Source organism: Tsuneonella deserti, from assembly GCF_014644315.1.
Classification (GTDB): Bacteria; Pseudomonadota; Alphaproteobacteria; order Sphingomonadales; family Sphingomonadaceae; genus Tsuneonella; species Tsuneonella deserti.
This window is the reverse complement of sequence record NZ_BMKL01000001.1, coordinates 1,659,023-1,683,032: the sequence shown is the minus strand read 5'-3', so window position 1 is coordinate 1,683,032 and position 24,010 is coordinate 1,659,023. Positions and strand designations below refer to the sequence as shown.

Below are 24,010 nucleotides of genomic sequence, written 5' to 3'. Positions count from 1 at the left end.
CGACGGGTCGCACCGTTTAAGTCCGATAGGAGAGAAACATGAACCGCCACATCGTCATCGCCGCGCTGCTTGCAGGCACGGCCGCGCTGGGCGCCTGCAAGAAGGAGCCGCCGGCTTCGCTCCCGCCCGAACCGACGCCGACGTCAACCAGCTCTGGCGATATGGGCAACGAGACCGGCGCGGCGGTGCTTGGCAGCCAGCAGCACTTCGTGAACGCCGTGAACGGCCAGAACGTGATCTACTTCGATACCGACCAGTACAACGTGGACAGCGCCGACGCCGCCGCGCTGCAGACGCAGGCGGCCTATCTGACCCAGTACCCGCAGATTTCGATCACCGTCGAAGGGCATGCCGACGAACGCGGGACGCGCGAATACAATCTCGCGCTGGGCGAGCGGCGCGCGAACGCCGCGAAGAACTACCTGGTCAGCCTTGGGGTGGCAGCAAGCCGCATTAGTACCGTGAGCTATGGCAAGGAACGCCCTGTTGCGCTCGGTTCGAACGAGGCCGCGTGGGCGCAGAACCGCCGCGCCGTGTCAGTCGTCGTCAACTAGCGGAGGCTGAAGGGCGAAGGCAGCGAGAACGAGGGCGCGGGCAAGCTGGCCATGATCGGGCTGGCGCCTGCGCCCAGAGTAAGGTCTCTATCGCCCCCCGGTCCGCTCACAGCAAACGCCGCCATTGCCAGCACCGAGGCAGCTGCGGAAAGCATCAACTGGGGGCTCATTTTCGGCATGACCGGTTTCATATAGAGACTTTATTGCTGCAGTGCAACATTTCTGCAAGGGTCACGGCGAGGGTGCTTCCCAAGCCGGTCCGCGCCTCCTAGATTTCAACTCGTGAACGTGATCCTAACCACATGACAGGCGCTCGCCGATCGATGGACTGGGGCTTCCCGCGCTGGCGCAGCTACGGCGGTGCGCGAGAGGCGGTCGAGGTACGCTTGTGCGATCGCCATGGGTGTGACGAGCCGGGCAATTGTCCCGCGCCCAAGAGCCCGAACAACCCCGACCGTTGGCATTTTTGCCAGCGCCATGCGGCCGAATACAACAGCAAGTGGGATTATTTCGAGGGCCTCGACAAGGAGGAGGCGGCCGAGCGTGCGCGCACCGAACAGCGCGACAACGCCGGTTATGCAGAGTCGGCCCACTACGGCTGGGCCGGCAGCGGCGACGGCAGCCGCAGCGGCGATGAAATGCGCGCTCTCGAGCTTCTGGAACTGGAGGCCGACGCGGACTTTGCAGCCGTCAAGAAAGCGTGGCGCGAGAAAGCCAAGCAGGTGCACCCGGACGTGAAGCCCGGAGACAAGGCAGCCGCAGCCGAATTCCAGAAGTTCCAGGTCGCCTACGAGGTGTTGCGACAGGCCGAAGAGCGAAGAGAGTGGAAGGGGTAAGGTCGATTGCCCGATTCGCGGCAGCCGATCCGGCCCCCGCGAACGCGGCTCTTCGCAGTGACGGGGTCGTCGTACTTGACGGGTTGCTGACCTCCGACACGGTCGATGCCCTGCGCGAAGCGGTGATGCGCCGGCACCCGGAATTTGCCGACAAGGCTCTGCTGACGGATTTCCAGAACAACGGCGAAGGGCGCTTCATCGCGCCGGTCGCAATCAGCCGTGCCGTCTACGACAGCGGAGTGCTCCATCTGCCGGCCTTGATGGCCTTGGCCGAAGGAGCGCTGGGTCCGGATTGGGTGGTCGATGGATTCGGCATGCTCATGGCGTTTCCGGGTTGTACCGAGCAGCATCATCATCGGGACGGGACCGAGCTTTTTCCCGGAACACAACTCGCCAAGATCCTGCCCCCTTTCGCTCTGACCGTGCTCATTCCACTTGTGGACGTCGATAGCGACAATGGCGCCACAGGCTTTCACCTGGGAACGCATCGCTATCCCCCGCCGGATTCCCTTCCCGAGCCAGCTATGGCCCCGCTGCCGCGGGGTTCCCTCATCGCGTGGAACTACGAGACGTTGCATTGGGGCCTTCCCAATCGCAGCGACCGTCCGCGACCCGCGCTCTATCTGACCCTGTGCCGTCCGTTCTGGACCGACATGACCAACTTTGGCGGCACCGCGCGCACCCGACTGATGGTCGACGAGGATGTCGTCCCGCTGCTCGACCGGCGCTTCGCGAGGGCGAGTGGCGGAGGAAGGTGGGTGCACGCCGGCCTTGGCAAGGTGCTGCGCAAGGTCGGCGAGCAGCCCGCTGGCTAGACCCCTTCGAGGGCCTGCCTGAAATCGGCGATCAGGTCGTCGGGGTCCTCGATCCCGATGCTGATCCGCACGAGGTTGTCCGTGATGCCGAGGGCAGTCTTGCGCTCATCGGGCACCGAAAGATGGGTCATCGACGCGGGGTGGCTGGCAAGGGTCTCGGTGCCGCCAAGGCTGACCGCGAGCTTGGCGATCGTCAGCGCATCGAGGAACCGGAAGCATTCTGCTTCGCCGCCCTTGATGAACACGGAAAAGGTGCTGCCTGCGCCGGTGCAATGACGATCGAAGATGTCCTGCTGGCGCGGGTCGTCGATCATCCCGAGATAGCCGAGCTTCTCTACCTTGGGGTGAGCGGCGAGGAATTCACACACCTTGGCGGCGTTCTGGCCGGCGCGGTCCATGCGCAGTTCGACCGTCTCGAGGCTGCGCAGAAGCATCCAGGCAGTGTTTGGATCGGCTATGCCGCCCATCGTGTTGCGGAGCATGCGGATCGGCGTGATCCACTTCTTCGCACCCGATACGCTACCGGCTACGAGGTCGGAATGACCGCCGACGTACTTGGTGAGCGAATAGACCACCATGTCCGCCCCGTGGTCGAGCGGACGCGACCACAGTGGACCGAGAAAGGTATTGTCGATCGCGATCGGGCAATCCGCCCCGAGCGCGGCGTCGCGGGCGTCGCGCACTGCCTCCACATCGACGAGGGCGTTGGTCGGGTTGGCCGGGCTTTCCAGATAGATCAGCGCGACCTTGCCGCCCTGGCTCTCGGCCTGGGCCTTGGCCCTCGCCATTACCGAGTCCAGCTCGGCACGATCGGCGCCGGCGGGGAAGTCGATGTAGGTGACTCCGAAGCGGCTCAGGGTCTTGGCGACGAAGCCCTCGCTCGCGGCGTAGAGCGGGCCCGAATGGACGATCACGTCACCCGCCGAACACAGCGCCAACATCAGCACGCAGATGGCGGTCATGCCGCTAGAGAAGCACAGCGTCTCCTCGGCGCCGTCCCAGATCGACAGGCGCGCCTCGAGGATTTCCTGGTTTGGACCGTTGAAGCGCGAATAGACGAGCCCTTCCGAGCCGCCCGGACGCTTGCCGGTGATGCCTTCGAAGTGGCGCTTGCCCGCCGCGGCGTTTTCGAACGCGAACGTGCTGGTCAGGAAGATCGGCGGCTTGAGGCTGCCCTCCGAAAGCGCCGGATCGTATCCCGCGCCCATCATCAGGGTGGACGGCTTAAGCTGGTGGTCGCCGATCGCGGTGATGGCGGCCTTTGGCTTGCGGTTTGGGGAAGTGGTGTCAGTCATTTGGCATCCTCGGGCCGAACGCTCCCAGGGAGGCGGGAGCCGCGCAAGGGGGCCGGGGCGCTCGCGTCCTAACCTCCGCAGGACGCATCTCCACCGGCTCGCCGTTGACCGCCGCGACTAATCGCGCGCGTGATTGATTTCAACCGTAACCGGATATGTTCTCAGTCGTCTTCGATCAGGCTGCGCTCACGGGTCTCGGGCAGGAGCAAAGTGGCGACCCCGGCCATGGCGATGACCACGGCGACGTAGAGATAGAACCATCGCTCGAGGCCCGCTCCCTTTAGGGCCAGCGCGACCATTTCCAGCGTGCCTGCAAACGCCGCGTTGCCAATTGCGTACGGCAGAGCGACCCCGAGCCCCCGAATGTGGGCGGGGAACAGTTCGGCCTTCACCAGCGCGTTGTTGGCACTGTAGCCCGATTGCAAGGTCAGCGGAATGAGAAGTATGAGCGCGGCCATGACCGGAGAACTCGTCCGTTCCAGGGTCATGAATACCGGGATGGCGGCCACCGCCCCGCCGATCCCGAACAAGAGCAGCATCGGCTTGCGCCCGAAACGGTCGGCCAGTGCCCCGAAAAGAGGCTGCATCGCGGTGAACCACAGCAACCCGGCGGCCACGATGTAAGTGGCGGTCGCCTTGTCGAAGCCTACCGTGTTGAACAGGTACTTCTGCATGTAGCTGGTATAAGTATAGGCGCCGAGCCCCCCGCCAGCGGACAGCATGGCGACGAGGATGCTCTCGCGCCGGTGTTCGCGCCAGAGGAGACGTGCGGTGGAGACCGGGCGGTCGACTGCCTGGTTCTCGAAGGTTGGCGTTTCGGCCAGGTTCCGGCGCAGCAGGTATACACCAAGCGCCAGGATCGCCCCGATCACGAACGGGATGCGCCAACCCCAGGCGGTAAGCTGTGCCTCGCTGAGGAAGCCCTGGAGGATGACAGCGACCGCAATCGCCGCGAGCTGCCCTCCGCACAGGGTCATGTATTGGAAGCTTGCCCAGAAGCCGCGGTTCTCCTTGGGAGCCATTTCCGACAGATATGTGGCGCTCGCGCCATATTCGCCGCCAAGCGACAAGCCCTGGACCACGCGAGCCAGTAGCAAGGTGGCGGGACCGAGTAGGCCGGCGGTGGCGTAAGTTGGCGCCAACGCGATCAGGATCGAGCCGGAGAACATCAGCGCCACCGAAAGCGTCAGGCCGGCCTTCCGCCCCCGCGCATCGGCGAAGCGGCCCATGACCCACGCACCGACAGGGCGCATGACGAAACCGGCGGCGAAGATCGCGGCCGTGCTGAGCAATTGTGCGGTCGGGTCCGCTTTCGGGAAAAAGACCGGCGCGAAGTAGATCGCGAACGAGGCATAGGCGAACCAGTCGTACCATTCGACCAGATTGCCCGCCGAGCCCCCCATGATCGATACGAGCCGCCGGCGCGGTATCGCCAGTCTTGCCATTCCCAAGCCCCCGTCCCTCTACCCTTGCGGCGCTTAGACCGGAAGGCGGCGGCGAGGAAGCCTCGCTAGGCCGGGCGCAGGTCGATGCTCTCGATGTGCCAGCGGAGTTGTTCCGGCGTCGCGCCCGGCACGTCGTTCACCCGCCGCAAGATCACCTCCCCGCGCAGAGTGGCTCCGCTGCCGCCGGCAAGGGTTCCCGTGACGGTGGCGGGAACGGTGTAGTAACTCGATCCGGCGGCCCCCTCCAGGGTGCCGCCGGGGACGGCGACGCTGATATCGCGCAGCGGGGCGAACATGGCGTTGAAGGCCTGCCTGGAAATCTTCGCCTTTGCCGCATCGCCCATCAGGCTCCACGCCTGGTCGAACTCGCGCAATTCTATGCCGCGCGCCCAGGCGAGGAGTAGGTTGCGCGCGCCTTTCACGCCTTTCGCCGCGTCGCCGCTGAGCGCGGCCGGCGTGATGTCGGGCGAGCCGTCGTTCTCGCCCGTGTCCGGGCTTGCGACCACCGTTGTCGGCGCAGGTGCGGGCGTGGAACTCTGCCGTGCAGGGTACCCGGCAGGAGCCGGAACCTCTGCGGCGGTCCCAGCATCGAGTTTACCTTCGCCTTGCTGGTTGGCGCCTTGTTGGCAGGAGACGATCGATAGAGCGCCGAGTACCAGCACCGCATGAGACTTCCGGATCATAAGGACTTTCCTGTCGCGGCCTGCCATTCAAACCGGCAGGGCCGCGACGAGGTTCCTTACTTGGGCGAAATCACCATCAGCATCTGCCGGCCTTCGAGGCGCGGATAGGCCTCGACCTTGGCGATCTCCGCAGTGTCTTCCTGCACCCGCTTCAAAAGGTCCATGCCCAGTTCCTGGTGCGCCATTTCGCGGCCGCGGAAGCGCAGGGTCATCTTCACCTTGTCGCCTTCCTCGATGAACTTGCGGACGTTGCGCATCTTCACATCGTAATCGTGATCGTCGATGTTCGGGCGCATCTTGATTTCCTTGATGTCCTGGGTCCGCTGGGTCTTGCGCGCGGCGTTCGCCTTCTTCTGCGCTTCGTAGCGGTGCTTGCCGACATCGAGGAACTTGGCGACCGGCGGATCGGCGTTAGGCGAGATCTCGACCAGGTTGAGGCCGATGCCATTGGCCTGCTCGATCGCTTCGCGCGTGTACATGACGCCGAGGTTCTCGCCGTTCTCGTCGATCACGCGGACTTTATCGGACTGGATCAGATTGTCGTAGCGGGGGCCGCTCTTTACGGGCGGGGCCAGCATGCGACGGGGGGGACGGGCTATGGGGCGTTCTCCTGAAGGTTGTATCGTCGGAGGCTACTTAGTGCTGAATCGCCCGCGACGGAAGGGGCCGCAATTCAGGCGGCTGCGCGCCAGAGCGGGAATGTGGCAAGCTTGCCACCCGCAGGCACCACCGCATCGATCGCGCGAGCCGGTTGAAGGGCCTTGAGGATCTCCGGATCGCCTGCGTCCATTCCCCCGGTCAACGCGCCGAAAGCAGGCAGGATCATCCTTCCCGAACCGCGTCCGTCACCGCTGACGACCGCGCAGGCCCGGCGGATGCGGCGCTCCCGAACCGTCACCTGCAGGCGGGGGTGGAAGTGCCCCGATAGCTCCGCGCGAGTCTCACCGCGCAGCGCCCGGTGGCGAAGCACGATGCCTGCGATCTCGAGTTCGTCGGCCAGGGTGCCGCCAGCCGTGGCTTCTGCGACCTTGCCGTCCTTGCCGATGTCATGATTGCCGGTGATCCACACCCAATCGGTGGCCCGGGTCAGCGCGGCAAGCATTCCCGCGGCATGCGGTTCAAGCCGCTCGGCACCGCTCGAATCATGGAAATTGTCGCCCAGCGTGTAAACCCGCCTCGCGCCCGTTTCGCGGATCGCCAATGCCAGCCGTTCCAGCGTCTCGCGGCTGTCGTACGGCGGCAGCATTTGTCCATGGCGGGCAAAGAAGCTCGCTTTCTCAAGGTGCAGGTCGGCCACCAGCAGCGCGCGTTCACGCGGCCAGTAGAGCGCGCGGCCCTGCGTGATGGCAAATTCCTCGCCAGCGAACGAAAGGGGAACCATGGCGCGCTCTTGCCCGAGCCGATTCCGCTTGGCAAGGGGAGGGGATGACCGTTTGGACCCCTTACACCGCCCGCGCGAAGGATTGGTTCGAAACCTTGCGCGACGATATCTGCGCCGAGTTCGAGGCAATCGAGCGCGAGGCCGGATCCGATGCCGCTTTCGAATACGCCAGCTGGACGCGCGAGGAAGAAGGTCTGGCCGAACCGGGCGGCGGCACGCGCGGCGCCATGAAAGGCAAGGTGTTCGAAAAGGTCGGTGTCAACGTCTCGACCGTTCACGGCAATTTCGCGCCCGGTTTCGCCGCCACGATCAACGGCGCGAGCGAGGAGAATCCCGGCTTCACCGCGACTGGCATCAGCCTGGTGGCCCACATGGCAAACCCGCATGTGCCGGCGGTGCACATGAACACTCGCTTCCTCACCACGTCGAAGGCATGGTTCGGGGGAGGCGCGGATCTCAACCCCCCGATCCCCTACGACGAGGATACGGAGCAGTTCCACGCAGCCTTCCGGGCCGCCTGTGCCGGACACAATCCCACATATTACGACCGGTTCAAGAAGTGGGCCGACGATTACTTCTACATCCCCCATCGCAAGGTGCACCGGGGCGTCGGCGGTATCTTCTATGATCACATGGAGTGCGCCGACGAGGCCGCGTGGGAGCGGAACTTCGCCTTCACCCAGGATGTCGGGCGCGCATTTCTCGACGTATTTCCCAAGATCGTCCGCCGCCGAATGGACTCGCTGTTCACCGAACAGGACAAGCTCCAGCAACTCGAATGGCGTGGCCGCTATGCCGAATTCAACCTGGTGTATGACCGGGGAACTCTCTTCGGCCTCCGGACTGGCGGCAACATCGATGCCATCCTGATGAGCCTGCCGCCCGAGGCGGTGTGGAGCTGAGCCCCGCCTCTCCCCTCGATCACCATTTTTGCCATAAATCCTCCCCGGAGAAAATCATGCGCCGTCTTGCCGCCGCCCTCCTGCTGTCCACCGCTACCGCCGCCTGCACCACGATGACGCCTGCCGCGCCCGAGAGTGCGCGGGTGGCGCCGATTCTCACCACTGCGGACGCGCGCGATACCGCGTCGTACGCCCAGCCCGAAGTGGCGCGCGTGACGCACGTCGACCTGGACCTCGCGCTGGACTTCGCGGGAAGGACCGTGAGCGGCACGGCCATGCTCGATGTGCTGGCGGCGCCTGATGCACGAACTCTGGTCCTCGACAGCCGGGGCCTGCAAATAAAGCGGATCACCGACGCGAGCGGGGCCCAGCTTCCGTTTGAGCTGGGTACCGCGGCCGAAGGGAAGGGCGCGCCGCTGACGATCGATTTGGGGCCAGGCCCGGAGCGCCGCCGGATTACGATCCAGTACATCGCCGCGCCTGGCGCGGAGGCGCTTCAGTGGCTCGCACCGGAACAGACCGCCGGCAAGGTACACCCGTTCCTGTTCAGCCAGGGCCAGGCGATCCTCAACCGGACCTGGATCCCGACGCAGGATAGCCCCGGCATCCGCCAGACCTGGCGCGCGCGCATTACTGCGCCCAAGCCGTTGACGGTCGTCATGTCCGGCCTGAAGCAGGGCGAGCCAGAGGATCTCGGCGATCGCCGCGCTTTCACTTACGCCATGGACAAGCCGGTCGCGCCCTACCTGATCGCGATCGCGGCGGGCGACATCGCTTTCCGCGAGCTTGGCCCCCGCACCGGCGTGTGGGCGGAGCCGGCGACGCTCGAAGCGGCGGCTTACGAAACGGCCGACACGGAGAAAATGGTCGAGGCGGCCGAGAAGCTTTATGGCCCTTACCGCTGGGGCCGCTACGACATGATCGTCCTGCCGCCGAGCTTCCCCTACGGCGGCATGGAGAACCCCACTCTCACTTTCCTGACGCCGACCTTCATCGCGGGCGATCGCAGCCTCAACGGGCTGGTCGCGCACGAACTCGCGCACTCGTGGTCCGGCAACCTTGTAACCAACGCCAACTGGTCGGATTCCTGGCTTAACGAGGGCGTCACCAGCTACTTCGAAAACCGCATCATCGAGGCGCTCTACGGCAAGCATCGCGCGCAGCAGGAAGCGGCTCTGAGCTTCGGCGAGATGGAGCGGGAACTGGCCGGTGCAGGAGCAAGCAACCCGGCGACCGCGCTCCACCTGCCTGACGGCGTCGCCGGGCCCGATGGCGGCCTCGGCGGGGTGATTTACGACAAGGGCGCAACCTTCATGCGCACGGTCGAAACCATCGCCGGGCGAGAGCGCTTCGATGCCTGGCTGCGCCAATGGTTCGACAATCACGCCTTCCAGCCCGCCACCAGCGCGATGATCCTGGCCGATATGAATGCAAATCTCGTCGGCAGCGACGCAGCGCTCGGGCAAAAGCTGATGCTCGAGGAATGGATCTACCAACCCGGCTTGCCTGCAAACGTGGCCCGCCCCGATCCCGCGGCATTCGCCGCCGTCGATGCGGCGGCTGCTGCCTACGGACAGGGCGGGGCCATCCCCGCCGCCGCGTGGCGCGACTGGACCACGGCCGAACGGCTGCGCTTCATGGCCAAGGCTCCTTCCGAACGAACTGCCGCGCAGCTTGCCGCGCTCGATCAGGCGCTGGGGCTCTCCGGCGAAGGAAACGACGAAATCCTTTTCGCCTGGCTCCAGCTCGCTCTGGCCAATCGCTACGAACCCGCGGTGCCGGTGGCCGACCGGTTCCTTGAGCGGGTGGGCCGCCGCAAGTTCGTCCAGCCGCTGTTCGCGACCCTGATGGGTGAAGGCGAGTGGGGAACCACCATCGCCCGCCGGATCTACGCGAAGACGCGCCCCGGATACCATGCGGTGACGACGGGCAGCGTGGACAAGGTCGTGCTTAAGAAGGAGTGATCCACAGCCTGAGCACGAAGGCAACGACGCCGAGCGCCGCGACGCTCGTCGCCCAGATTGCGGCCATCCAAGCGAGCCGCCGCCAAAGCGGGCCGGGCGGAGGCTCGGCTGATGGCGGAGTGCTCAATGGTATCCCTCGTCGCCCACCTTGCCGCGGAAGACCCAGTACGACCACGCAGTGTAACCGAGGATGAGCGGGATGGTGATCGCCGCGCCGATGAGCATGAACACCTGGCTCCGTTCCGGCGCGGCGGCATCCCAGATGGTCAGTTGGCCGGGCAGGACATAAGGCCAGATAGTCACGCCAAGCCCCGCCATGCCGAGCAGGAACAGCGTCAGCGAAAGCATGAAGGGGGCAAGCTGGCGCCGTTTGCGGATGGCGCGGAACAGCCACACCGCGATGATCGCCGTCAGCAACGGCACCTGACTGGCGAACAGGATGTTCGGCATCTCCAGCCAGCGTTCACGATACTGCGGCAGGAGCGCCAGGTTGTACGCGCTGACCGCGCCCATGAGCACCAGGGTGGCGATCCCCGCGCGGGTGGCAATTCGGTAGGCCTTGGCCTGCAGGTCGTCCTGCGTCTTCCAGATGAGCCAGCATGCGCCAAGCAGGGTGTATCCTGCGACCACGCCAAGGCCTGTCAGCAAGGTGTAGGGCGTCAGCCAGTCCCACCAGCTGCCGGCATAGTGCCTGTTCTCGACCGCGATGCCCTGCAGGATCGCGCCGAGCACCATGCCTTGCGACAGCGCCGCCACCAGCGATCCGCCGAAGAACCCGGCATCCCAAAGCGCGCGGTGCCTTTCGTCGCGGAGGCGGAATTCGAACGCAACGCCGCGGAAGACCAGGCCGAGCAGCATGGCGATGATCAACGGATAGGTCGCCGGGAGGATGACCGAGTAGGCGAGCGGGAACGCTGCCAGGAGCCCCCCGCCGCCCATTACCAGCCAGGTTTCGTTGCCGTCCCACACGGGCGCGATCGAATTCATCGCCCGGTTCCGGCCGTGGCCGACGGTCAGCGTGGGGAAGAGGATGCCTATGCCCAGGTCGAACCCGTCCATCACCACATAGGCGAACACTGCAAAGGCGATGATGAAGGCCCAGATGGCAGTGAGATCGAAGTTGACGCTCATGCGCCTTCCCCGCCGTGAGCAGCTTGGGCGGCGGGCGTGGTCCCGGCGGACCGGATCGGCTCGTCCTCGGCTTCTGCTCCCGGCTCGCGCGCCGTGGGAGGATCGCTCATCAGCCGCAGGATGTACCAGATGCCTACTCCGAAGACCGCGAAGTAGACGCCGATGAATGCCAGCAGCGAAGTAGCAACCGCCGGCGCGCCAACCGCGCTGACGCCATCGCTGGTGCGCAACAGTCCATAAATGATGAAGGGCTGGCGGCCGACTTCAGTCGTCACCCAGCCCGCAATCACCGCGACGAAGCCGGCCGGCCCCATGGCGAGGGCGAACCTCTGGAGAAGGCGGGACTCGTAAAGAGTCCCGCGCCAGCGCGTCCAGAGGCTCAACAGGCCGAGTGCCAGCATGAGAAGTCCAAGGCCCACCATGATGCGGAAAGACCAGAACACCACGGCGACCGGCGGCTGGTCCGCGTCTGGCACGGTATCGAGCCCCGGCATCGAGCCATTGAGACTGTGCTTGAGGATCAGGCTGCCGAGCTTGGGAATGCCAACCGCATAGTCCAGCCGCTGTTCCCGATCGTTGGGGATCCCGAACAGGTAAAGGGGCGCGCCATCGGCGTGGCTCTCATAATGACCCTCCATTGCCATCACCTTAACCGGCTGGTGCTGCAGGGTGTTGAGGCCGTGCTGGTCGCCGACGAAGATCTGCACCGGCGCCACCAGCGCCGCCATCCACATCGCCATCGAGAACATCTTGCGCACCTGCGGCGTCGCCCGTCCGCGCAAGAGGTGCCATGCGCCCACAGCGCCGACGACCAAAGCCGTGGTGAGATAGGCTGCGATGACCGTGTGCGTGAGACGATAGGGCAAGCTGGGGTTGAAGATTATCGTCCACCAACTCGGACCGGGCAGGAACTGGCCATTGGCGGCCATTTCGTACCCTTGGGGGGTGTGCATCCAGCTATTCGCAGCCAGGATCCAGAACGAAGAAAGAAGCGTTCCGAGCGCGACTGCCAGCGTCGCCGCGAAATGAAGTTTCCTGCCAACCTTTTCCATCCCGAAGAGCATGACGCCAAGGAACCCGGCCTCGAGGAAGAAAGCCGTGAGCACCTCGTAAGCCATCAGCGGTCCGATGACTGGCCCCGCCTTGTCCGAGAACACCGCCCAGTTTGTGCCGAACTGGTATGAGAGTACGATCCCCGAGACGACGCCCATCCCGAAATTGACCGCGAAGATCTTCACCCAGTAGCGGAAGAGATCGAGGTAAAGCTGCTTTCCGGTCCGCAGCCACAGGCCTTCCAGCACGGCGAGATAGCTCGCCAGGCCGATCGTCAGGGCCGGAAAGATGAAGTGGAAGCTCACCGTGAAGGCGAACTGCAGCCGCGCCAGGAACAGGGCGTCGAAATCTGGCATCGCGGGCGATATGGGCCTGAGCGGGAGCACTCTCAATGGCGCATTTGCCATCATGGGTTGAGCTTAATGCATCGGTCCTGCCTGTGTTATCGGCGACGGGCTGGCGAAAAGGCTTGCTCCCGCCCGATCAATCCGCACATCACAACACAGGATGCTGCGACAATATGAACTGGTTGAGCGGGTCAAGGAGTACGACCCGGACGCCGACGAGGCGCTGCTGAACCGCGCCTACGTCTACACCGTGCAGAAGCACGGCACCCAGAAGCGCGCGAGCGGCGATCCATATTTCAGTCATCCGGTGGAAGTCGCCGGGCTGATGACCGACCTGAAGCTCGACCAGGAAACGATCATCACCGCGCTGCTCCACGACACCGTCGAGGACACTCTCGCGACTATCGAGGATGTCGAGACGCTGTTCGGAGAGGAAGTAGCGCGCCTAGTCGACGGGGTGACCAAGCTATCGAAGATCGAGGCCATGCCCGAGAACGAGCGCGCGGCCGAAAACCTGCGCAAGTTCCTGCTCGCCATGAGCGAGGACATCCGCGTCCTGCTCGTGAAGCTGGGCGATCGCCTGCACAACATGCGCACGCTGCACTTCATCAAGAGTCCGGAAAAGCGCCAGCGCATCGCCCGCGAAACGATGGAGATCTACGCGCCTCTCGCCGAACGCGTGGGCATGTACGAGTACATGCGCGAGATGCAGATGCTCGCGTTCGAGCAGATCGAGCCCGAGGCATATGCTACGATTACCGGGCGACTTGCCCAGATCCGCAGCGCCGACCACGGGCAGGTCGATGCCATTGCCCTTGCCATCAAGCAGGCGTTGGCGGAAGCCGGGCTGAAAGTTGAAGTGACCGGGCGCGAGAAGCACCCCTATTCGATCTGGCGCAAGATGGCCGAGCGTCACGTGAACTTCGAGCAGGTCACGGACATCATGGCTTTCCGGGTGATCACCGAAAGCGAGGCCGATTGCTACCGTGCGCTCGGCGTGCTGCACACCACGTGGCAATTCATCCCCGGCCGCTTCAAGGATTATATCTCGACGCCCAAGAACAACGGCTATCGAAGCCTGCACACCAGCTTGATCTATGAGAATTCGATGCGGGTCGAAGTGCAGATCCGCACCAGCGCGATGCATCGGACGAACGAGTTCGGCCTCGCCGCGCACTGGGCGTACAAGCAGGGTGACCGTCCCGATGGTCAGGTCGGGTGGCTGCGCGATCTGATCGAGATCGTCGATGCCAGCCACGATGCCGAGGAACTGCTCGAGCACACGCGAATGGCGATCTACCAGGATCGCATCTTCGCTTTCACTCCCAAGGGCTCGCTGTTCCAGCTGCCCAAGGGCGCGACCCCGGTAGATTTCGCGTTCGCCGTTCATACTGATCTTGGCGCGCAGACAGTGGGCGCCAAGATAAACGGGCGCCACATGCCGCTGCGAACGGCGCTCAACAACGGCGACGTCGTCGAGATCATCAAGGGCAAGCATGCGGAACCCCAGCTTTCCTGGCTGGGGTTCGTGACCACCGGCAAGGCGCGCGCGTCCATCCGGCGTGCGGTCAGGTTGAAAGAGCGCGACGAAATCGCCGCTCTGGGCCGGAAGCTCTTCGACGAGATCGCCGCGCGGTTGCCGGCAAAGATCGGAAAGAAAGCGGTGCAGGATGCGGTTCGGCGGCTCGAACTCGAAGACGAGGACGAACTGCTCTATGCTATCGGGGCCAACAAGCTGCCTGACCGCGAGATCATGGAAGCTCTTCTTCCCGGCAGCACCGCCAACCTGGAAGAGCAATCGGAATGGCCGCGGCAGGAGCGGGCGATCTCGATCCGCGGGCTGACGGCCGGGGTCGGCTTTCGACTCGCCGAATGCTGCCATCCGGTGCCCGGCGACCGGATCGTCGGCCTTCGGAAGCCCGGAGAGGCGGTCGAGGTCCATGCGATCGACTGCCTGCAACTCGCCAGTGGCATCGATGCCGACTGGATCGATCTTTCCTGGGGCAAGCGCAGCCAGGGCGCCACGGGTCGGCTGCGGGTGATTCTTTACGATCGGCCCGGCACGCTGGCCGAGATGGCGGGGTTGTTCGCTCAAAACCATGCGAACGTGGTTTCGCTCGACCAGACGCAGAAGGATCACCCGTTCACCACCTACGACGTCGAACTCGACGTGAAGGATCTTGCGCACCTGACGCGAATCCTGAGCGCGCTGCGCGCCAGTGACGCGGTCGCGCAAGCCGAACGCATGTGATGCCGAGGTGATCGTCGGATTCGATCACGTGCAACTCTCGATGCCGACGGGAGGGGAGGAGCAAGCCCGAGCCTTCTATTGCGGCGTGCTGGGTTTCACCGAGCGGGAAAAGCCTGCCGCCCTCGCCGGGCGTGGCGGGTGCTGGTTCCAGTCAGCTGGGGCCGAACTCCACCTGGGGGTGGCAGATCCTTTCCATCCATCGGCGAAAGCCCATCCAGCCCTGCTGGTCAGCGATCTCGACGCCCTTCGTGCTGCATTTGATCGGACGGGGGTTCCTTTTACCGAGGGTATCCCACTGCCGGGCTATGTGCGCGGGGATGTCCGCGACCCATTCGGCAACCGGATCGAACTGATGCAAAAGATCGGAGACGGCTCGTCCAGCGGAACTGATGGCTGACGAAATGGGAGGTTTGCAGAGGTGAGGGGGAGCCGCCGATGATCAACCTGAAGTGGATTACCGGCCGGTTAGTCGCGGTGATGCGACGCGAAGGGCCATGGGGCACGTTCCAGCGCATCGTCAAATACGTGCGCTTCATGATCGGTTTGCCATCGAAAGACATGCGCGAATATCGCCGGTTCAAGGCGGCGATGGACCGCGAGTACGACGAGACGCACGGGGTCGATACCGGAGGGACGCAGTTGCTGTTCGACCTTACGATCGACTCTCCCAACGCCGCTCTCGGCGGTTCGCATATCGCCACCGTGCCGCGACAGTTCCATTCCGCCATGGAGGGCCTCGACATCGATGTCGCGGACGCCACCTTTGTCGATCTCGGCTCTGGCAAGGGGCGGGCGCTGATGATGGCCGCCGAATATCCTTTCCCGAAGATCGTCGGAGTGGAGTTTGCGGCCGAGCTCGATGCCATCTGCCGCACCAACCTGGAACGGCTGGGCAACCGTCGGATCTCCTGTGAACTGGGCGACGCCGCGCAATTCCGGTTTCCCGGAACCGATCTCGTCGTCTTCATGAACAACCCGTTCGATCCTGTTCTCGTGGAACGGATTGCCGCGCGCCTGGTCGACTCCGCGCGGGCGCAACCGCGCACGATTCGGGTAATCTATATCAACCCGCGGGCGCCCGAGCTGTTCGGGCGCGAGCCCTGGTTCCATGTGGGGTCTGTCAGCGGCGGCGACATTTTCGGCTTGTCTCCGCCTGCATGAGCCAGCTCACGGATGGGTCGGAAGTTTCCTCACCGGCACTGGCGCATTGCACACATCCACGCCGCCCGCAGGTGCGATGAAGAACTCGTCGCGCCGGTTGGCCCGGGCATCGACGTAGCGGGCGAACGCCGGCGTATCACTGATGAGGTATTCAAACCTCGGTCGCTCCGCCTCCGACAGGTCGCTCGCCAGCCTGATCGAAACGATGCCCGTGCGCTCGCCCGGGGTCGCATAGAACCCGAGCGGACCCGTCCCGCGCGGCAGGACCGACAGGTGTTCGATGCCTTCGACTACACGTCCGACGACCGCGATGTTGCGGTCCAGTTGGCGTGGTGCGTGGCCGATCACCGCGTAGAGTTCGGCACCGGTCCCCGCATCGGGCGACAAGTTTCGGCCGACGCCGACCGAGCCGTAACAGTGAACCGGCCAATGGGATGCGCTGTCCGGGGTGCCTGCACCCTCGATCGGCCAGCCGCGATCGAACGAGACATAATGGCTTACGTCTCCGCGTGGCCAGGTGACATCCTTGAACCGGGTCCAGCCGGGCGCGTCACCCGATACGGTGTACTGGCTTTCGCTGGTCGTGCGCAGGCCTTGCGGGAGAGGGCGCGCCTTGCCCGCCTCCTCGCCATCGGGATCGCCCCACTGGACGACGTAGTTGTCCTGCGCGCGAACGATCGCGAGACCATCCCACCAGTGCGCCTTCGCCAATGTCCGGATGTTGGCTGTCCAGGCCTCGCTGTAGGGCTCCGCGATCAACTGGATTACCACCCGTCGTGGAGTGCCATTCCGATCGGGCGCCAGCGTCATCACCAGGAGGTCGTCCGCCGCGATCTCGCTCCATGCCTCCTGCGGGGCGGCCGCGACAATCTCGGCTGGTGAGAGAGATCGCGTCTCCTCCGCGGCATATGCGGGGACGGCGAAAAGGGCGGCGCATGCGAGAAGCGATTTCATGCGCCGCGTTGTGCCACGCGCCGAGCGCAAGGCAAGCCGTCAATCGTCTGCACTCTCCAGCGCGTGCATGTCCTCGTCTGACAGGCCGAAGTGATGCCCGATCTCGTGCACGACCACATGGGTGATGAGATGCTCGAGATCGTGCCCGTCGGCGATCCATTCGTCGAGGATGGGTTGCCGGAACAGTCGAACCCGGTTCGGCAGCCGCCCACTGTCTTCGATCGACTGCTCGGGCAGGCTGACCCCTTCGAACAGACCCGTCAGTTCGAAAGGATCGTCGAGGCCTAGAGCGGCGAGTGTCTCGGCATCGGCGAATTCCTCGACCATCAGGGCGACATCGCGGGCGTGACGCGCAAAATCGCTCGGCAACCTGTCCAGCGCGGCGCGAGCGATGGCTTCCATTTCGGCGGCGGAAGGCGGGGGACCGAAGGTGCGGCTCATCCGCATTCGTTAGAGGTTGTCGCGGCGCTTGTCAGCGGGGATGCGCCCCGCTAGGTGCCCGCGTTCCTTGACCAGGACATGCGGAGCGGTGGCCGAGTGGTCGAAGGCGCTCGCCTGGAAAGTGAGTATACGCCAAAAGCGTATCGAGGGTTCGAATCCCTCCCGCTCCGCCAGTCACCCCCAGCACCAGTCTCCACTAACAGGGTCTCCGCGCAAAGCCGCGGAGCAAGCGGGACTGAGGGGTTCATTCGGTAACAGGCGGCGCACGTGGAGCTTGTCTCCGCCACTATCAGGGCCGTTTCGTCGCGCCGGTCTCTGCGCCGATCGCCATCGGTACGGTTTCCCTGCAAAACAGGGAAGAACAGGGAAAAATGCAAATTTCAGGGCCAAAACAGGCTGATTTCGCCTGATCGAGCGATTTCGTTTCGGAGAAATCTGCCTTCTTTCCGTGGCTTACGGGCGGCAAAATACCCTTTCCCTGTTATTCGCCGGAACAGGGCGTTTAATCGCCCGTAACAGGGAGCGAATTCGCCTGTAACAGGCTAATTGATCGTCATAACAGGGTAGCTCAGGTGCGCGGCCAACCGAGAGCAACTCGCTGCTCTTTCCAGTCCAGTGGGAGCTCGCTGCGAAGGAATCCCTCGAGGTTGAGCGATGGCGGTTGGCGGCCGGCCAGGATGTCGCGCTGGAGCTCGGGAGCGAGGAACGCGAGCCGCAGGAGCTTGCGCTCGTAGGCAGTGCGCGGAGCATCATCGAGAAGCGGTAGTCCACTGCGATCGCGCCGGATGCACCGATGCGCCTTGCGCAGCGCGGCAACGAGCACCGGATCGATGCGCACTTGCGAGCGGTCACCGGCAAAGACCATCCGCCGACCACCGCGCAAAGGAAGGGCCACGTCGAGCTGGACGATGGTGCGCTGACGCGTCGCGCGCACGATCGTCTCGCTCTCACTTAGTCTCGCGGTAATCTCCGCTGCCAGATCACCGGTCAGCGTGACGAGTAGCCCATCACCCGTCAGCCGAACGGCCTCGATGAGATCGATTGGACCAGGGCATGCCGGCAACCATCGCCCGATGCATGTCTCGAGCAGCTTCTCGACTTCTGATGCAGGGAGCCGTCGGACCACTGCGTCATCGCGTTCGATCCGGTCTCCCTGCTGGAGCAAGCCCGAGACGTAGTAGCGGTAGCTTCGTCCCGATCGCCCGCGGGAAAACGACGGACTCATCGGATCGCCCGCCGCATCGAAGAGCTTGCCGGTCAGGGGCGCGCGGACCATCCGCTGTTCGCTCCTCGCGCCATGACGGCGGGCATTGGCATCGAGCGAGCGCTGGACGGCTTCGAACAGGTCTGCGTCGATCACGCCCGCGTGCTCGCCATCGTGCACCGTTCCGCGGTGAACGATCTGGCCGAGGTAGATGCGGTTGCGCAGCAGGTGGAACAGCGCCCCGCGGCTGAACGGGGTCCCGCCGAGGTGCTTGCCGCTTCGCGTAAGGTGGAGCTTGGAGTGGATACCCTGGCCTGTCAGCTCCCGCTGGAGGGCGTGGACCGACCCGAGATCGAGGTACCTGCTGAAGATGTGCCGCACGGTCTCGGCCTCGGCATGGTTGACCCGCAGTTTGCGCGAGCCCGTTTTGGGTACGTCGTATCCCAATGGGGGGATGCCGCCCATCCACATGCCCTTGGCCTTGGAGGCGGCGATCTTGTCCCGGATGCGCTCGCCGGTCACCTCGCGCTCGAACTGCGCAAAGCTCAGGAGCACGTTCAATGTGAGCCGGCCCATGGAGGAGGTGGTGTTGAACGCCTGCGTCACCGAGACAAAACTCACCTCGCGCCTGTCGAACGCCTCGACGATCCGCGCAAAGTCGGCAAGGCTTCGGGTGAGCCGGTCGATCTTGTAGACGACCACCACGTCAACCAGTCCGGCATCGACGTCCTCGAGCAGACGCTTGAGACCGGGCCGCTCCATCGAGCCGCCCGAAAACCCGCCGTCGTCGTAGCGCTCTCGCAGCAGCTTCCAGCCTTCATGCGCCTGGCTCTTGACGTACGCCTCGCCCGCCTCGCGCTGCGCATCGAGCGAATTGAACGACTGGTCGAGACCCTCGTCCGAGCTTTTGCGGGTGTAGACCGCGCAGCGCAGCGTCCTGCCGCTCATGACGCGTTCCGCAGCCCGAAAAAGCGCGGCCCGTTCCACTTGGAGCCGGCGATCGCAGTGGCGGCAGCTGACAGGCTCGGGAACAGCCGGTCCTCGAAACGGAACCCCTGCTCCTCGACAATTACCTCGACCGAACGGCCCTTCCACTTGCGCGTCAGCCGTGCACCGATCCCAAGGTGCTGGCCTTCGGGTGCAGCGGCACCGGTACGCGCCAGTGCCTTGCGCGTATCGGCGTCGAGCCCGCCATGGGCCTCGGCCTGCATACGCCAGGCAAGCAGCTGCTGCAGGATCGGGACCGAGCGCAGGCGAGGAGGCGGGCCGTAGCGCCGCCTCCACTCTGCCCGCAGCTGCTCGAGGTTCATGCGAGCGATCTCGGCCACGAGCTCTGCGACATCGGTGGTCATGCGGGCTTGCTCGCGCGGTAGCGGCGAACGCCGTCGATCTTCTCCGAGGTGATGACGAGCCCCCGCTTTTTCTTGAGCGCGCCCGCCATCGCGCCGCGGACCGAGTGCTGCTGCCATCCGGTTGCATCGACCATCTCGGCGATGGTTGCGCCATGCTCGCGCATGAGCAGGGCTTCGAGCTGGTCGATTCGCGAAGGCGCCGTGGTGTTCTCCGGCGTAGCGGCGGTGCTCGTGGTCTTCGGCTCGCGCGCCATGCGGCGCCTGGCGGCGGGCTTGTGGGTGGTCGTTGTCATGCTTGTTCTCCGGTTCGCGCGGCGGAGACAGTCTCCGCCGCTACCGGTTCGAGCCCGAACAGGCCGGGCGCGGGGGCAGCAATGCTCGGGTTGCGGGCACAGTCCAGTCCGAAGTGGACCCATAATCCACTGGGGATAACTCAGGTCGCGGCGGGGTGGGGAATCGCGCGATGTTCCTGTAATGTACCTGCCATGGCTACCCAACCCATGGAGGCAGCCGGCGCTGCCCATCGCCCGCTCGCGGTCGTCTACAAGCCGATCGCGAGCCTGACCCCCGATCCCCGCAACGCGCGCACGCATCCAAAGCGGCAGATCGAACAGATCGTCCAGTCGATCCGCGCGTTCGGGTTCACCAACCCGGTGCTCGCCGACGAGGCGGGCAACCTCATCGCCGGTCACGGCCGATTGCGCGCGGCAAAGGAGATGGGACTTGCCGAGGTGCCGGTCATCGAACTTGCCAGCCTTACCGAGGCCCAGAAGAAGGCGCTGCGCCTTGCCGACAACAAGATCGCGCTCAATGCCGGGTGGGACCTGGAAATCCTCAAGCTCGAGCTCGCCGATCTCTCGCTGCCCGAGTTCGACATCGACATCTCGCTCACCGGGTTCAGCTCGGGCGAGATCGATGTCGTGCTCGGTGACACTCCCGATCCCGACGACGAGGTGATCCCCGCGGTTCCCGAGGTGAGCCGCGTGCACCCTGGCGACATCTGGCAGCTGGGCGAACACCGGGTCGGCTGCGGCGACGGACGCGATGTCGCGTTCCTGCGCCAGCTGATCGGCGAGGATCAACAGATCGACTGCGCGTTCCTCGATCCGCCCTACAACGTGAAGATCAACGGGCACGCCAATGCCAAGGGCCGGCACCGCGAGTTCGCGATGGCCTCGGGCGAGATGACCACGACCGAGTTCCGTACCTTCCTCGCCGATACCTTGGGCGCCTGCGCTTCGGTGTCGCGCGACGGCGCTGTCCACTTCGTGTGCATGGACTGGCGCCACATGGACGACGTCACCGCATCCATCCCCGGCATCTACTCGGACCTGCTCAACATCTGCGTGTGGAACAAGAGCAACGCCGGGATGGGCTCGCTCTATCGCTCGAAGCACGAGATGGTGTTCGTCTACAAGGTCGGGACCGGCCCCCACACCAATGCAGTCGAGCTCGGCAAACACGGTCGCAACCGCACCAACGTGTGGGACTACCCGAGCGTCAACTCGATGCGCGGAAGCCGGCGCGAGGACCTTGCGCTGCACCCGACGGTCAAGCCGGTTGCCATGGTTGCCGATGCGATCTGCGACGTGACCCGCCAGGGCGAGCTGGTGCTCGACATCTTTCTCGGCTCCGGCACCAGCCTGATCGCTGCTGAACGCGTGGGCCGCGCTTTCCGCGGGCTCGACATCGACCCGGCCTATGTCGAGGTGGCGATGACCCGCTGGTCCGAGATCACTGGCAGGGAGCCCGAGCTCGTGCACCGCGACAGCCAGGACGAGGCGGCATGAGCCGTGGCGGCGACACGCGGTTCGAGAAGGGCCGCTCGGGCAACCCGAACGGAAGGCCGAAGAAGCGGCGGCTCAATGTCTCAGCGTTCGACATCATCTTCGACAAGACGCTCACGGTCACGCAAGGCGGGGCCGAACGTGAGCTGACGATCGAGGAGGCACTGGAGCTGCAGACGTACCAGGCGGCCCTCAAGGGGAGCAAGATGGCGATCCGCAAGGTGCTCAAGATGATCGAGAAGCGCGAGGCTGCGCTCGCCAGGCAGGGCAAGCCCACTGGTCGTGGTGCGAAAATGGTCATCGAGCACTGCTCGTCCAATACCAACGAGGCTCTTCGCATACTTGAGATCGCACCTTATGATCCGGCTTGGGGCGACGAGCACCCGCGGATGCGGATGGCGACCTGGGCGACCCAGGCTGCGCTGAGCCGGCCTGGCCGGCGCAAGTTCAGCGAGCGGGAGGTGCAGAACATCAAGTTCTTCACCATGAACTCGGAAGCGCTGAAGTGGCCTCGGGGCAGATCCGCGTGAGCGATCCCGAGTCAGCTGATGAGCTGAGACGAGCGGAGGAGCGCGCCGGCTTTGGCCGACCTCCGCGTGCAACTCGGTTCCAGAAGGGCAGGTCTGGCAATCCGAAGGGTCGGCCTCGCGGAAGGCGCAGTGAGATCCCTTATAACGGCGTCCTCGGCCAGATGGTCACCATCCGCGAAGAGGGCCGTGAGCGGAGAGTGACGGCCGCTGAAGCGTTCCTTCTGCAGCTCACGCAGAAGGGGCTCGCGGGCGACAGCGCCGCTGCACGAGCCTCGCTCGACGCGATCGAAGCGGCCCGGGCAAAGCAGCAACGCAACTCGCCGCGGATCGGCACAATCCGCCTAACTGTCATAGGCGAAGGGATCGATGCCATTCTGGACACGCTGGGAATGGCGGTGAAGAAGTTCCCGCGCGACGAACAGCGCGTACGCTGGGAGCTTCAGCCTTGGATCGTCGAGGCCGCGCTGAAGCGAATAGGCAAGCGCGAGCTGAACACGGACCAGCAGCAGGAGGTCTGGAACAACACCCGCACGCCCGAGAAGGTCAACTGGCCCAGCTGGTGGTCTGTCCGGAGCTGAACGACAGCTTTGCGCCCAACTTCAGTCATTGAGCAACGTAGAATGGAGCGTGAAAAGCGGACACGCTAAAAGCATCACGTTTAAACGAGACGGCGGACAAACACGCGTCTCATCTTTGGCGAGAAGTGCGGCTGAGACTTATACTCAACGGCGGCTCTTCGAAGCGCTTTAGACATGAGCGCCAGACCCAGTCAGCTCGCAAGGTTCGCCTGCTTGCTCGGTCTGGATCGTCGCATGGACGATTGCGAACTTTTCTCGGAGCAATCGTTCGACGTTACGGCGAACTTCGCTAGCGCTTTCCTGTGCCCTCAGGCTAATATGCATCGTGCAACTCACGTCGTCGTTGCTGATCGACCAGACGTGCAGATCATGCACTCCTTCGACGCCGGGCACAGCGACCACCGAGGATCGAAGCTCGCTAAGGGCGAGCCCCGCCGGGACGCCCTGCAATAGCACATTGGTGGTATCGCGCAGTAGCACCCAAGTGCGCGGAAGCACCCACAAGCCGATACCCACCGCCACCACCGCGTCCACCCATGTCCAGCCGGTGTAGCGGATGATTAGCGCGCCGATGATCACGCCGACAGAGCCGATCATGTCGGCCCATACCTCGAGATAAGCGCCCTTGACGTTGAAGCTCTTGTCCTTGCCCGCTGAGAGCAAGCGCATGGAGATTAGGTTTACGACCAGGCCGACACTTGCGACGGCCAACATACCCCAAGACTGTATCGGTTCGGGGTTCGCAAAGCGCTTGATGGCCTCCACGAACACGTAGATTGCAATGACGAAGAGTAGCACCGAGTTGAACGCGGCCGCCAGAATCTCGAAACGCCGATACCCGTAAGTGCGCTTCTCGTCTGGCGCCTTCTGACCAAGCTTTATCGCCATTAGCGCGATCACTAGAGCGGCAACGTCCGTGAGCATGTGCGCCGCGTCCGAAAGTAACGCGAGGCTGTTGAAGACGAGGCCGCCGACGACTTCGGCGACCAGGTAGGTGAACGTAAGCGCCAGAGCCCAGCCTAGCATTTTGGCATTCGCGCCAGCGGTGTGATCGTGCGAGTGACCCGCGTGTTCCTGCCCCATCAGTTGGTTCCCTTCTTTGCGCGGCCTTCACGCTCGGTGATCCAAGCCTTCATCAGTCGTATTTCGGATTCTTGCGCCGCGATGATGTCCTTGGCGAGTTGCCGGACTTGGGGGTCGGTACCCGCCGCAAGTTCCTGACGCGCCATGTCAATCGCGCCCTCGTGATGAGGGATCATTGCCTTCAGGAAATCCGTGTCAGGGTCGCCAGTGGTGTTCATCGCCATGTCGGAAGAGTGGGGCGATGCTAAATGGCCATCTGAGCT

The 24,010-nt window shown here is 64.3% G+C and carries 27 protein-coding genes and 1 tRNA gene; 12 read left to right on the top strand and 16 right to left on the bottom strand.

From position 1 onward, the window contains the following. Positions 1–38 precede the first annotated feature (38 nt). Complete coding sequence (gene pal / locus IEW58_RS08075; RefSeq protein WP_188644647.1) at positions 39–554, top strand: peptidoglycan-associated lipoprotein Pal; 516 nt, start codon at positions 39–41, stop codon at positions 552–554. Here pal and IEW58_RS08070 read toward each other — a convergent pair. After that, positions 551–733 (bottom strand): hypothetical protein, encoded by a 183-nt coding sequence (locus IEW58_RS08070; RefSeq protein ID WP_188644646.1) that lies wholly within the window; start codon positions 731–733, stop codon positions 551–553. The genes pal and IEW58_RS08070 overlap by 4 nt on opposite strands. A 123-nt stretch (positions 734–856) precedes the next feature. Between IEW58_RS08070 and IEW58_RS08065 the strand changes: the two genes are divergently transcribed. Both IEW58_RS08065 and IEW58_RS08060 read left to right on the top strand, forming a co-directional pair. Continuing rightward, positions 857–1,390 (top strand): J domain-containing protein, encoded by a 534-nt coding sequence (locus tag IEW58_RS08065; protein WP_188644645.1) that lies wholly within the window; start codon positions 857–859, stop codon positions 1,388–1,390. Next, complete coding sequence (locus IEW58_RS08060; RefSeq protein ID WP_229658510.1) at positions 1,378–2,205, top strand: phytanoyl-CoA dioxygenase family protein; 828 nt, start codon at positions 1,378–1,380, stop codon at positions 2,203–2,205. Before IEW58_RS08065 ends, IEW58_RS08060 begins: the two co-directional genes overlap by 13 nt. On the opposite strand, the gene IEW58_RS08055 is transcribed toward IEW58_RS08060, so the two are convergent. The 5 genes from IEW58_RS08055 to pdeM form a co-directional block, all read right to left on the bottom strand. Beyond that, positions 2,202–3,500 carry a cystathionine gamma-synthase family protein gene (locus IEW58_RS08055; RefSeq protein ID WP_188644643.1) on the bottom strand — a complete coding sequence of 433 codons (1,299 nt, stop codon included), beginning with the start codon at positions 3,498–3,500 and terminating at the stop codon, positions 2,202–2,204. The genes IEW58_RS08060 and IEW58_RS08055 overlap by 4 nt on opposite strands. Positions 3,501–3,661: 161 nt before the next feature. Beyond that, entirely contained in the window at positions 3,662–4,945 is a 1,284-nt protein-coding gene (locus tag IEW58_RS08050) for an MFS transporter (RefSeq protein ID WP_229658509.1), read from the bottom strand. A 65-nt stretch (positions 4,946–5,010) separates the two neighbouring features. Then, positions 5,011–5,628 (bottom strand): hypothetical protein, encoded by a 618-nt coding sequence (locus tag IEW58_RS08045; protein WP_188644642.1) that lies wholly within the window; start codon positions 5,626–5,628, stop codon positions 5,011–5,013. Between the two features lie 56 nt (positions 5,629–5,684). Continuing rightward, positions 5,685–6,206, bottom strand: coding sequence for a translation initiation factor IF-3 (gene infC / locus IEW58_RS08040; protein ID WP_188644641.1), 522 nt, complete (start codon positions 6,204–6,206; stop codon positions 5,685–5,687). A gap of 95 nt (positions 6,207–6,301) precedes the next feature. Beyond that, the gene (gene pdeM / locus IEW58_RS08035; RefSeq protein ID WP_188644640.1) at positions 6,302–7,009 is read right to left on the bottom strand and encodes a ligase-associated DNA damage response endonuclease PdeM; all 708 of its coding nucleotides are present in this window, start codon (positions 7,007–7,009) and stop codon (positions 6,302–6,304) included. A 44-nt stretch (positions 7,010–7,053) separates the two neighbouring features. Between pdeM and hemF the strand changes: the two genes are divergently transcribed. Both hemF and IEW58_RS08025 read left to right on the top strand, forming a co-directional pair. Next, positions 7,054–7,911, top strand: coding sequence for an oxygen-dependent coproporphyrinogen oxidase (hemF, locus tag IEW58_RS08030; RefSeq protein WP_188644639.1), 858 nt, complete (start codon positions 7,054–7,056; stop codon positions 7,909–7,911). Between the two features lie 56 nt (positions 7,912–7,967). Then, entirely contained in the window at positions 7,968–9,875 is a 1,908-nt protein-coding gene (locus tag IEW58_RS08025; protein ID WP_188644638.1) for a M1 family metallopeptidase, read from the top strand. On the opposite strand, the gene IEW58_RS08020 is transcribed toward IEW58_RS08025, so the two are convergent. The 3 genes from IEW58_RS08020 to IEW58_RS08010 are packed head-to-tail and all read right to left on the bottom strand — an operon-like array spanning position 9,862 to position 12,415. Beyond that, a complete protein-coding gene (locus IEW58_RS08020; RefSeq protein WP_373284732.1) occupies positions 9,862–10,050 on the bottom strand; it encodes a DUF2474 domain-containing protein in 189 nt (62 codons plus the stop codon). The genes IEW58_RS08025 and IEW58_RS08020 overlap by 14 nt on opposite strands. Next, positions 9,999–11,006: a cytochrome d ubiquinol oxidase subunit II gene (gene cydB / locus IEW58_RS08015; protein WP_188644637.1), complete on the bottom strand. Its 1,008-nt coding sequence runs from the start codon at positions 11,004–11,006 to the stop codon at positions 9,999–10,001. Before cydB ends, IEW58_RS08020 begins: the two co-directional genes overlap by 52 nt. Continuing rightward, positions 11,003–12,415: a cytochrome ubiquinol oxidase subunit I gene (locus tag IEW58_RS08010; protein WP_188644636.1), complete on the bottom strand. Its 1,413-nt coding sequence runs from the start codon at positions 12,413–12,415 to the stop codon at positions 11,003–11,005. Before IEW58_RS08010 ends, cydB begins: the two co-directional genes overlap by 4 nt. Before the next feature lie 151 nt (positions 12,416–12,566). Here IEW58_RS08010 and IEW58_RS08005 point away from each other — a divergent pair, with 151 nt between their 5' ends. From IEW58_RS08005 to IEW58_RS07995, 3 genes are read left to right on the top strand one after another with little or no spacing between them, the layout of a single operon-like run. Beyond that, a complete protein-coding gene (locus IEW58_RS08005; RefSeq protein ID WP_188644635.1) occupies positions 12,567–14,657 on the top strand; it encodes a RelA/SpoT family protein in 2,091 nt (696 codons plus the stop codon). Then, the gene (locus IEW58_RS08000; protein ID WP_229658507.1) at positions 14,626–15,054 is read left to right on the top strand and encodes a VOC family protein; all 429 of its coding nucleotides are present in this window, start codon (positions 14,626–14,628) and stop codon (positions 15,052–15,054) included. Before IEW58_RS08005 ends, IEW58_RS08000 begins: the two co-directional genes overlap by 32 nt. Positions 15,055–15,092: 38 nt before the next feature. Beyond that, positions 15,093–15,818, top strand: coding sequence for a methyltransferase domain-containing protein (locus IEW58_RS07995; protein WP_188644634.1), 726 nt, complete (start codon positions 15,093–15,095; stop codon positions 15,816–15,818). A 6-nt stretch (positions 15,819–15,824) separates the two neighbouring features. Here the strand turns inward: IEW58_RS07995 and IEW58_RS07990 are convergent, their stop codons facing one another. Then, a complete protein-coding gene (locus tag IEW58_RS07990; RefSeq protein ID WP_188644633.1) occupies positions 15,825–16,772 on the bottom strand; it encodes a peptidylprolyl isomerase in 948 nt (315 codons plus the stop codon). 39 nt (positions 16,773–16,811) lie between these two features. Then, complete coding sequence (locus tag IEW58_RS07985) at positions 16,812–17,213, bottom strand: metallopeptidase family protein (RefSeq protein ID WP_188644632.1); 402 nt, start codon at positions 17,211–17,213, stop codon at positions 16,812–16,814. A gap of 82 nt (positions 17,214–17,295) precedes the next feature. On the opposite strand from IEW58_RS07985, the gene IEW58_RS07980 reads away from it, so the two are divergent. Beyond that, positions 17,296–17,386, top strand: a tRNA-Ser gene (locus tag IEW58_RS07980). Positions 17,387–17,781: 395 nt separating this feature from the next. Here the strand turns inward: IEW58_RS07980 and IEW58_RS07975 are convergent. Genes IEW58_RS07975 through IEW58_RS13830 form a run of 3 tightly spaced genes read right to left on the bottom strand, consistent with a single transcriptional unit; the run spans position 17,782 to position 20,062 of the window. Further along, the gene (locus tag IEW58_RS07975) at positions 17,782–19,365 is read right to left on the bottom strand and encodes a recombinase family protein (RefSeq protein WP_188644631.1); all 1,584 of its coding nucleotides are present in this window, start codon (positions 19,363–19,365) and stop codon (positions 17,782–17,784) included. Next, a complete protein-coding gene (locus IEW58_RS07970; protein WP_188644630.1) occupies positions 19,362–19,769 on the bottom strand; it encodes a DUF2924 domain-containing protein in 408 nt (135 codons plus the stop codon). The genes IEW58_RS07975 and IEW58_RS07970 overlap by 4 nt, the downstream gene beginning before the upstream one ends. Beyond that, positions 19,766–20,062: a DUF3489 domain-containing protein gene (locus tag IEW58_RS13830; RefSeq protein ID WP_229658506.1), complete on the bottom strand. Its 297-nt coding sequence runs from the start codon at positions 20,060–20,062 to the stop codon at positions 19,766–19,768. The genes IEW58_RS07970 and IEW58_RS13830 overlap by 4 nt, the downstream gene beginning before the upstream one ends. Before the next feature lie 192 nt (positions 20,063–20,254). On the opposite strand from IEW58_RS13830, the gene IEW58_RS07960 reads away from it, so the two are divergent. The 3 genes from IEW58_RS07960 to IEW58_RS07950 are packed head-to-tail and all read left to right on the top strand — an operon-like array spanning position 20,255 to position 22,664. Next, complete coding sequence (locus IEW58_RS07960) at positions 20,255–21,559, top strand: site-specific DNA-methyltransferase (protein ID WP_229658505.1); 1,305 nt, start codon at positions 20,255–20,257, stop codon at positions 21,557–21,559. After that, a complete protein-coding gene (locus IEW58_RS07955; protein ID WP_188644628.1) occupies positions 21,556–22,086 on the top strand; it encodes a DUF5681 domain-containing protein in 531 nt (176 codons plus the stop codon). Before IEW58_RS07960 ends, IEW58_RS07955 begins: the two co-directional genes overlap by 4 nt. Continuing rightward, complete coding sequence (locus IEW58_RS07950; RefSeq protein ID WP_308419265.1) at positions 22,062–22,664, top strand: DUF5681 domain-containing protein; 603 nt, start codon at positions 22,062–22,064, stop codon at positions 22,662–22,664. Before IEW58_RS07955 ends, IEW58_RS07950 begins: the two co-directional genes overlap by 25 nt. Positions 22,665–22,832: 168 nt before the next feature. Here the strand turns inward: IEW58_RS07950 and IEW58_RS07945 are convergent, their stop codons facing one another. Together IEW58_RS07945 and copM are read right to left on the bottom strand one after the other, a co-directional pair. Then, positions 22,833–23,747, bottom strand: a complete 915-nt coding sequence (locus IEW58_RS07945; protein ID WP_126177290.1) for a cation diffusion facilitator family transporter — start codon at positions 23,745–23,747, stop codon at positions 22,833–22,835. Next, positions 23,747–23,971 (bottom strand): CopM family metallochaperone, encoded by a 225-nt coding sequence (copM, locus tag IEW58_RS07940; RefSeq protein ID WP_229658504.1) that lies wholly within the window; start codon positions 23,969–23,971, stop codon positions 23,747–23,749. Before copM ends, IEW58_RS07945 begins: the two co-directional genes overlap by 1 nt. Positions 23,972–24,010 lie beyond the last annotated feature (39 nt).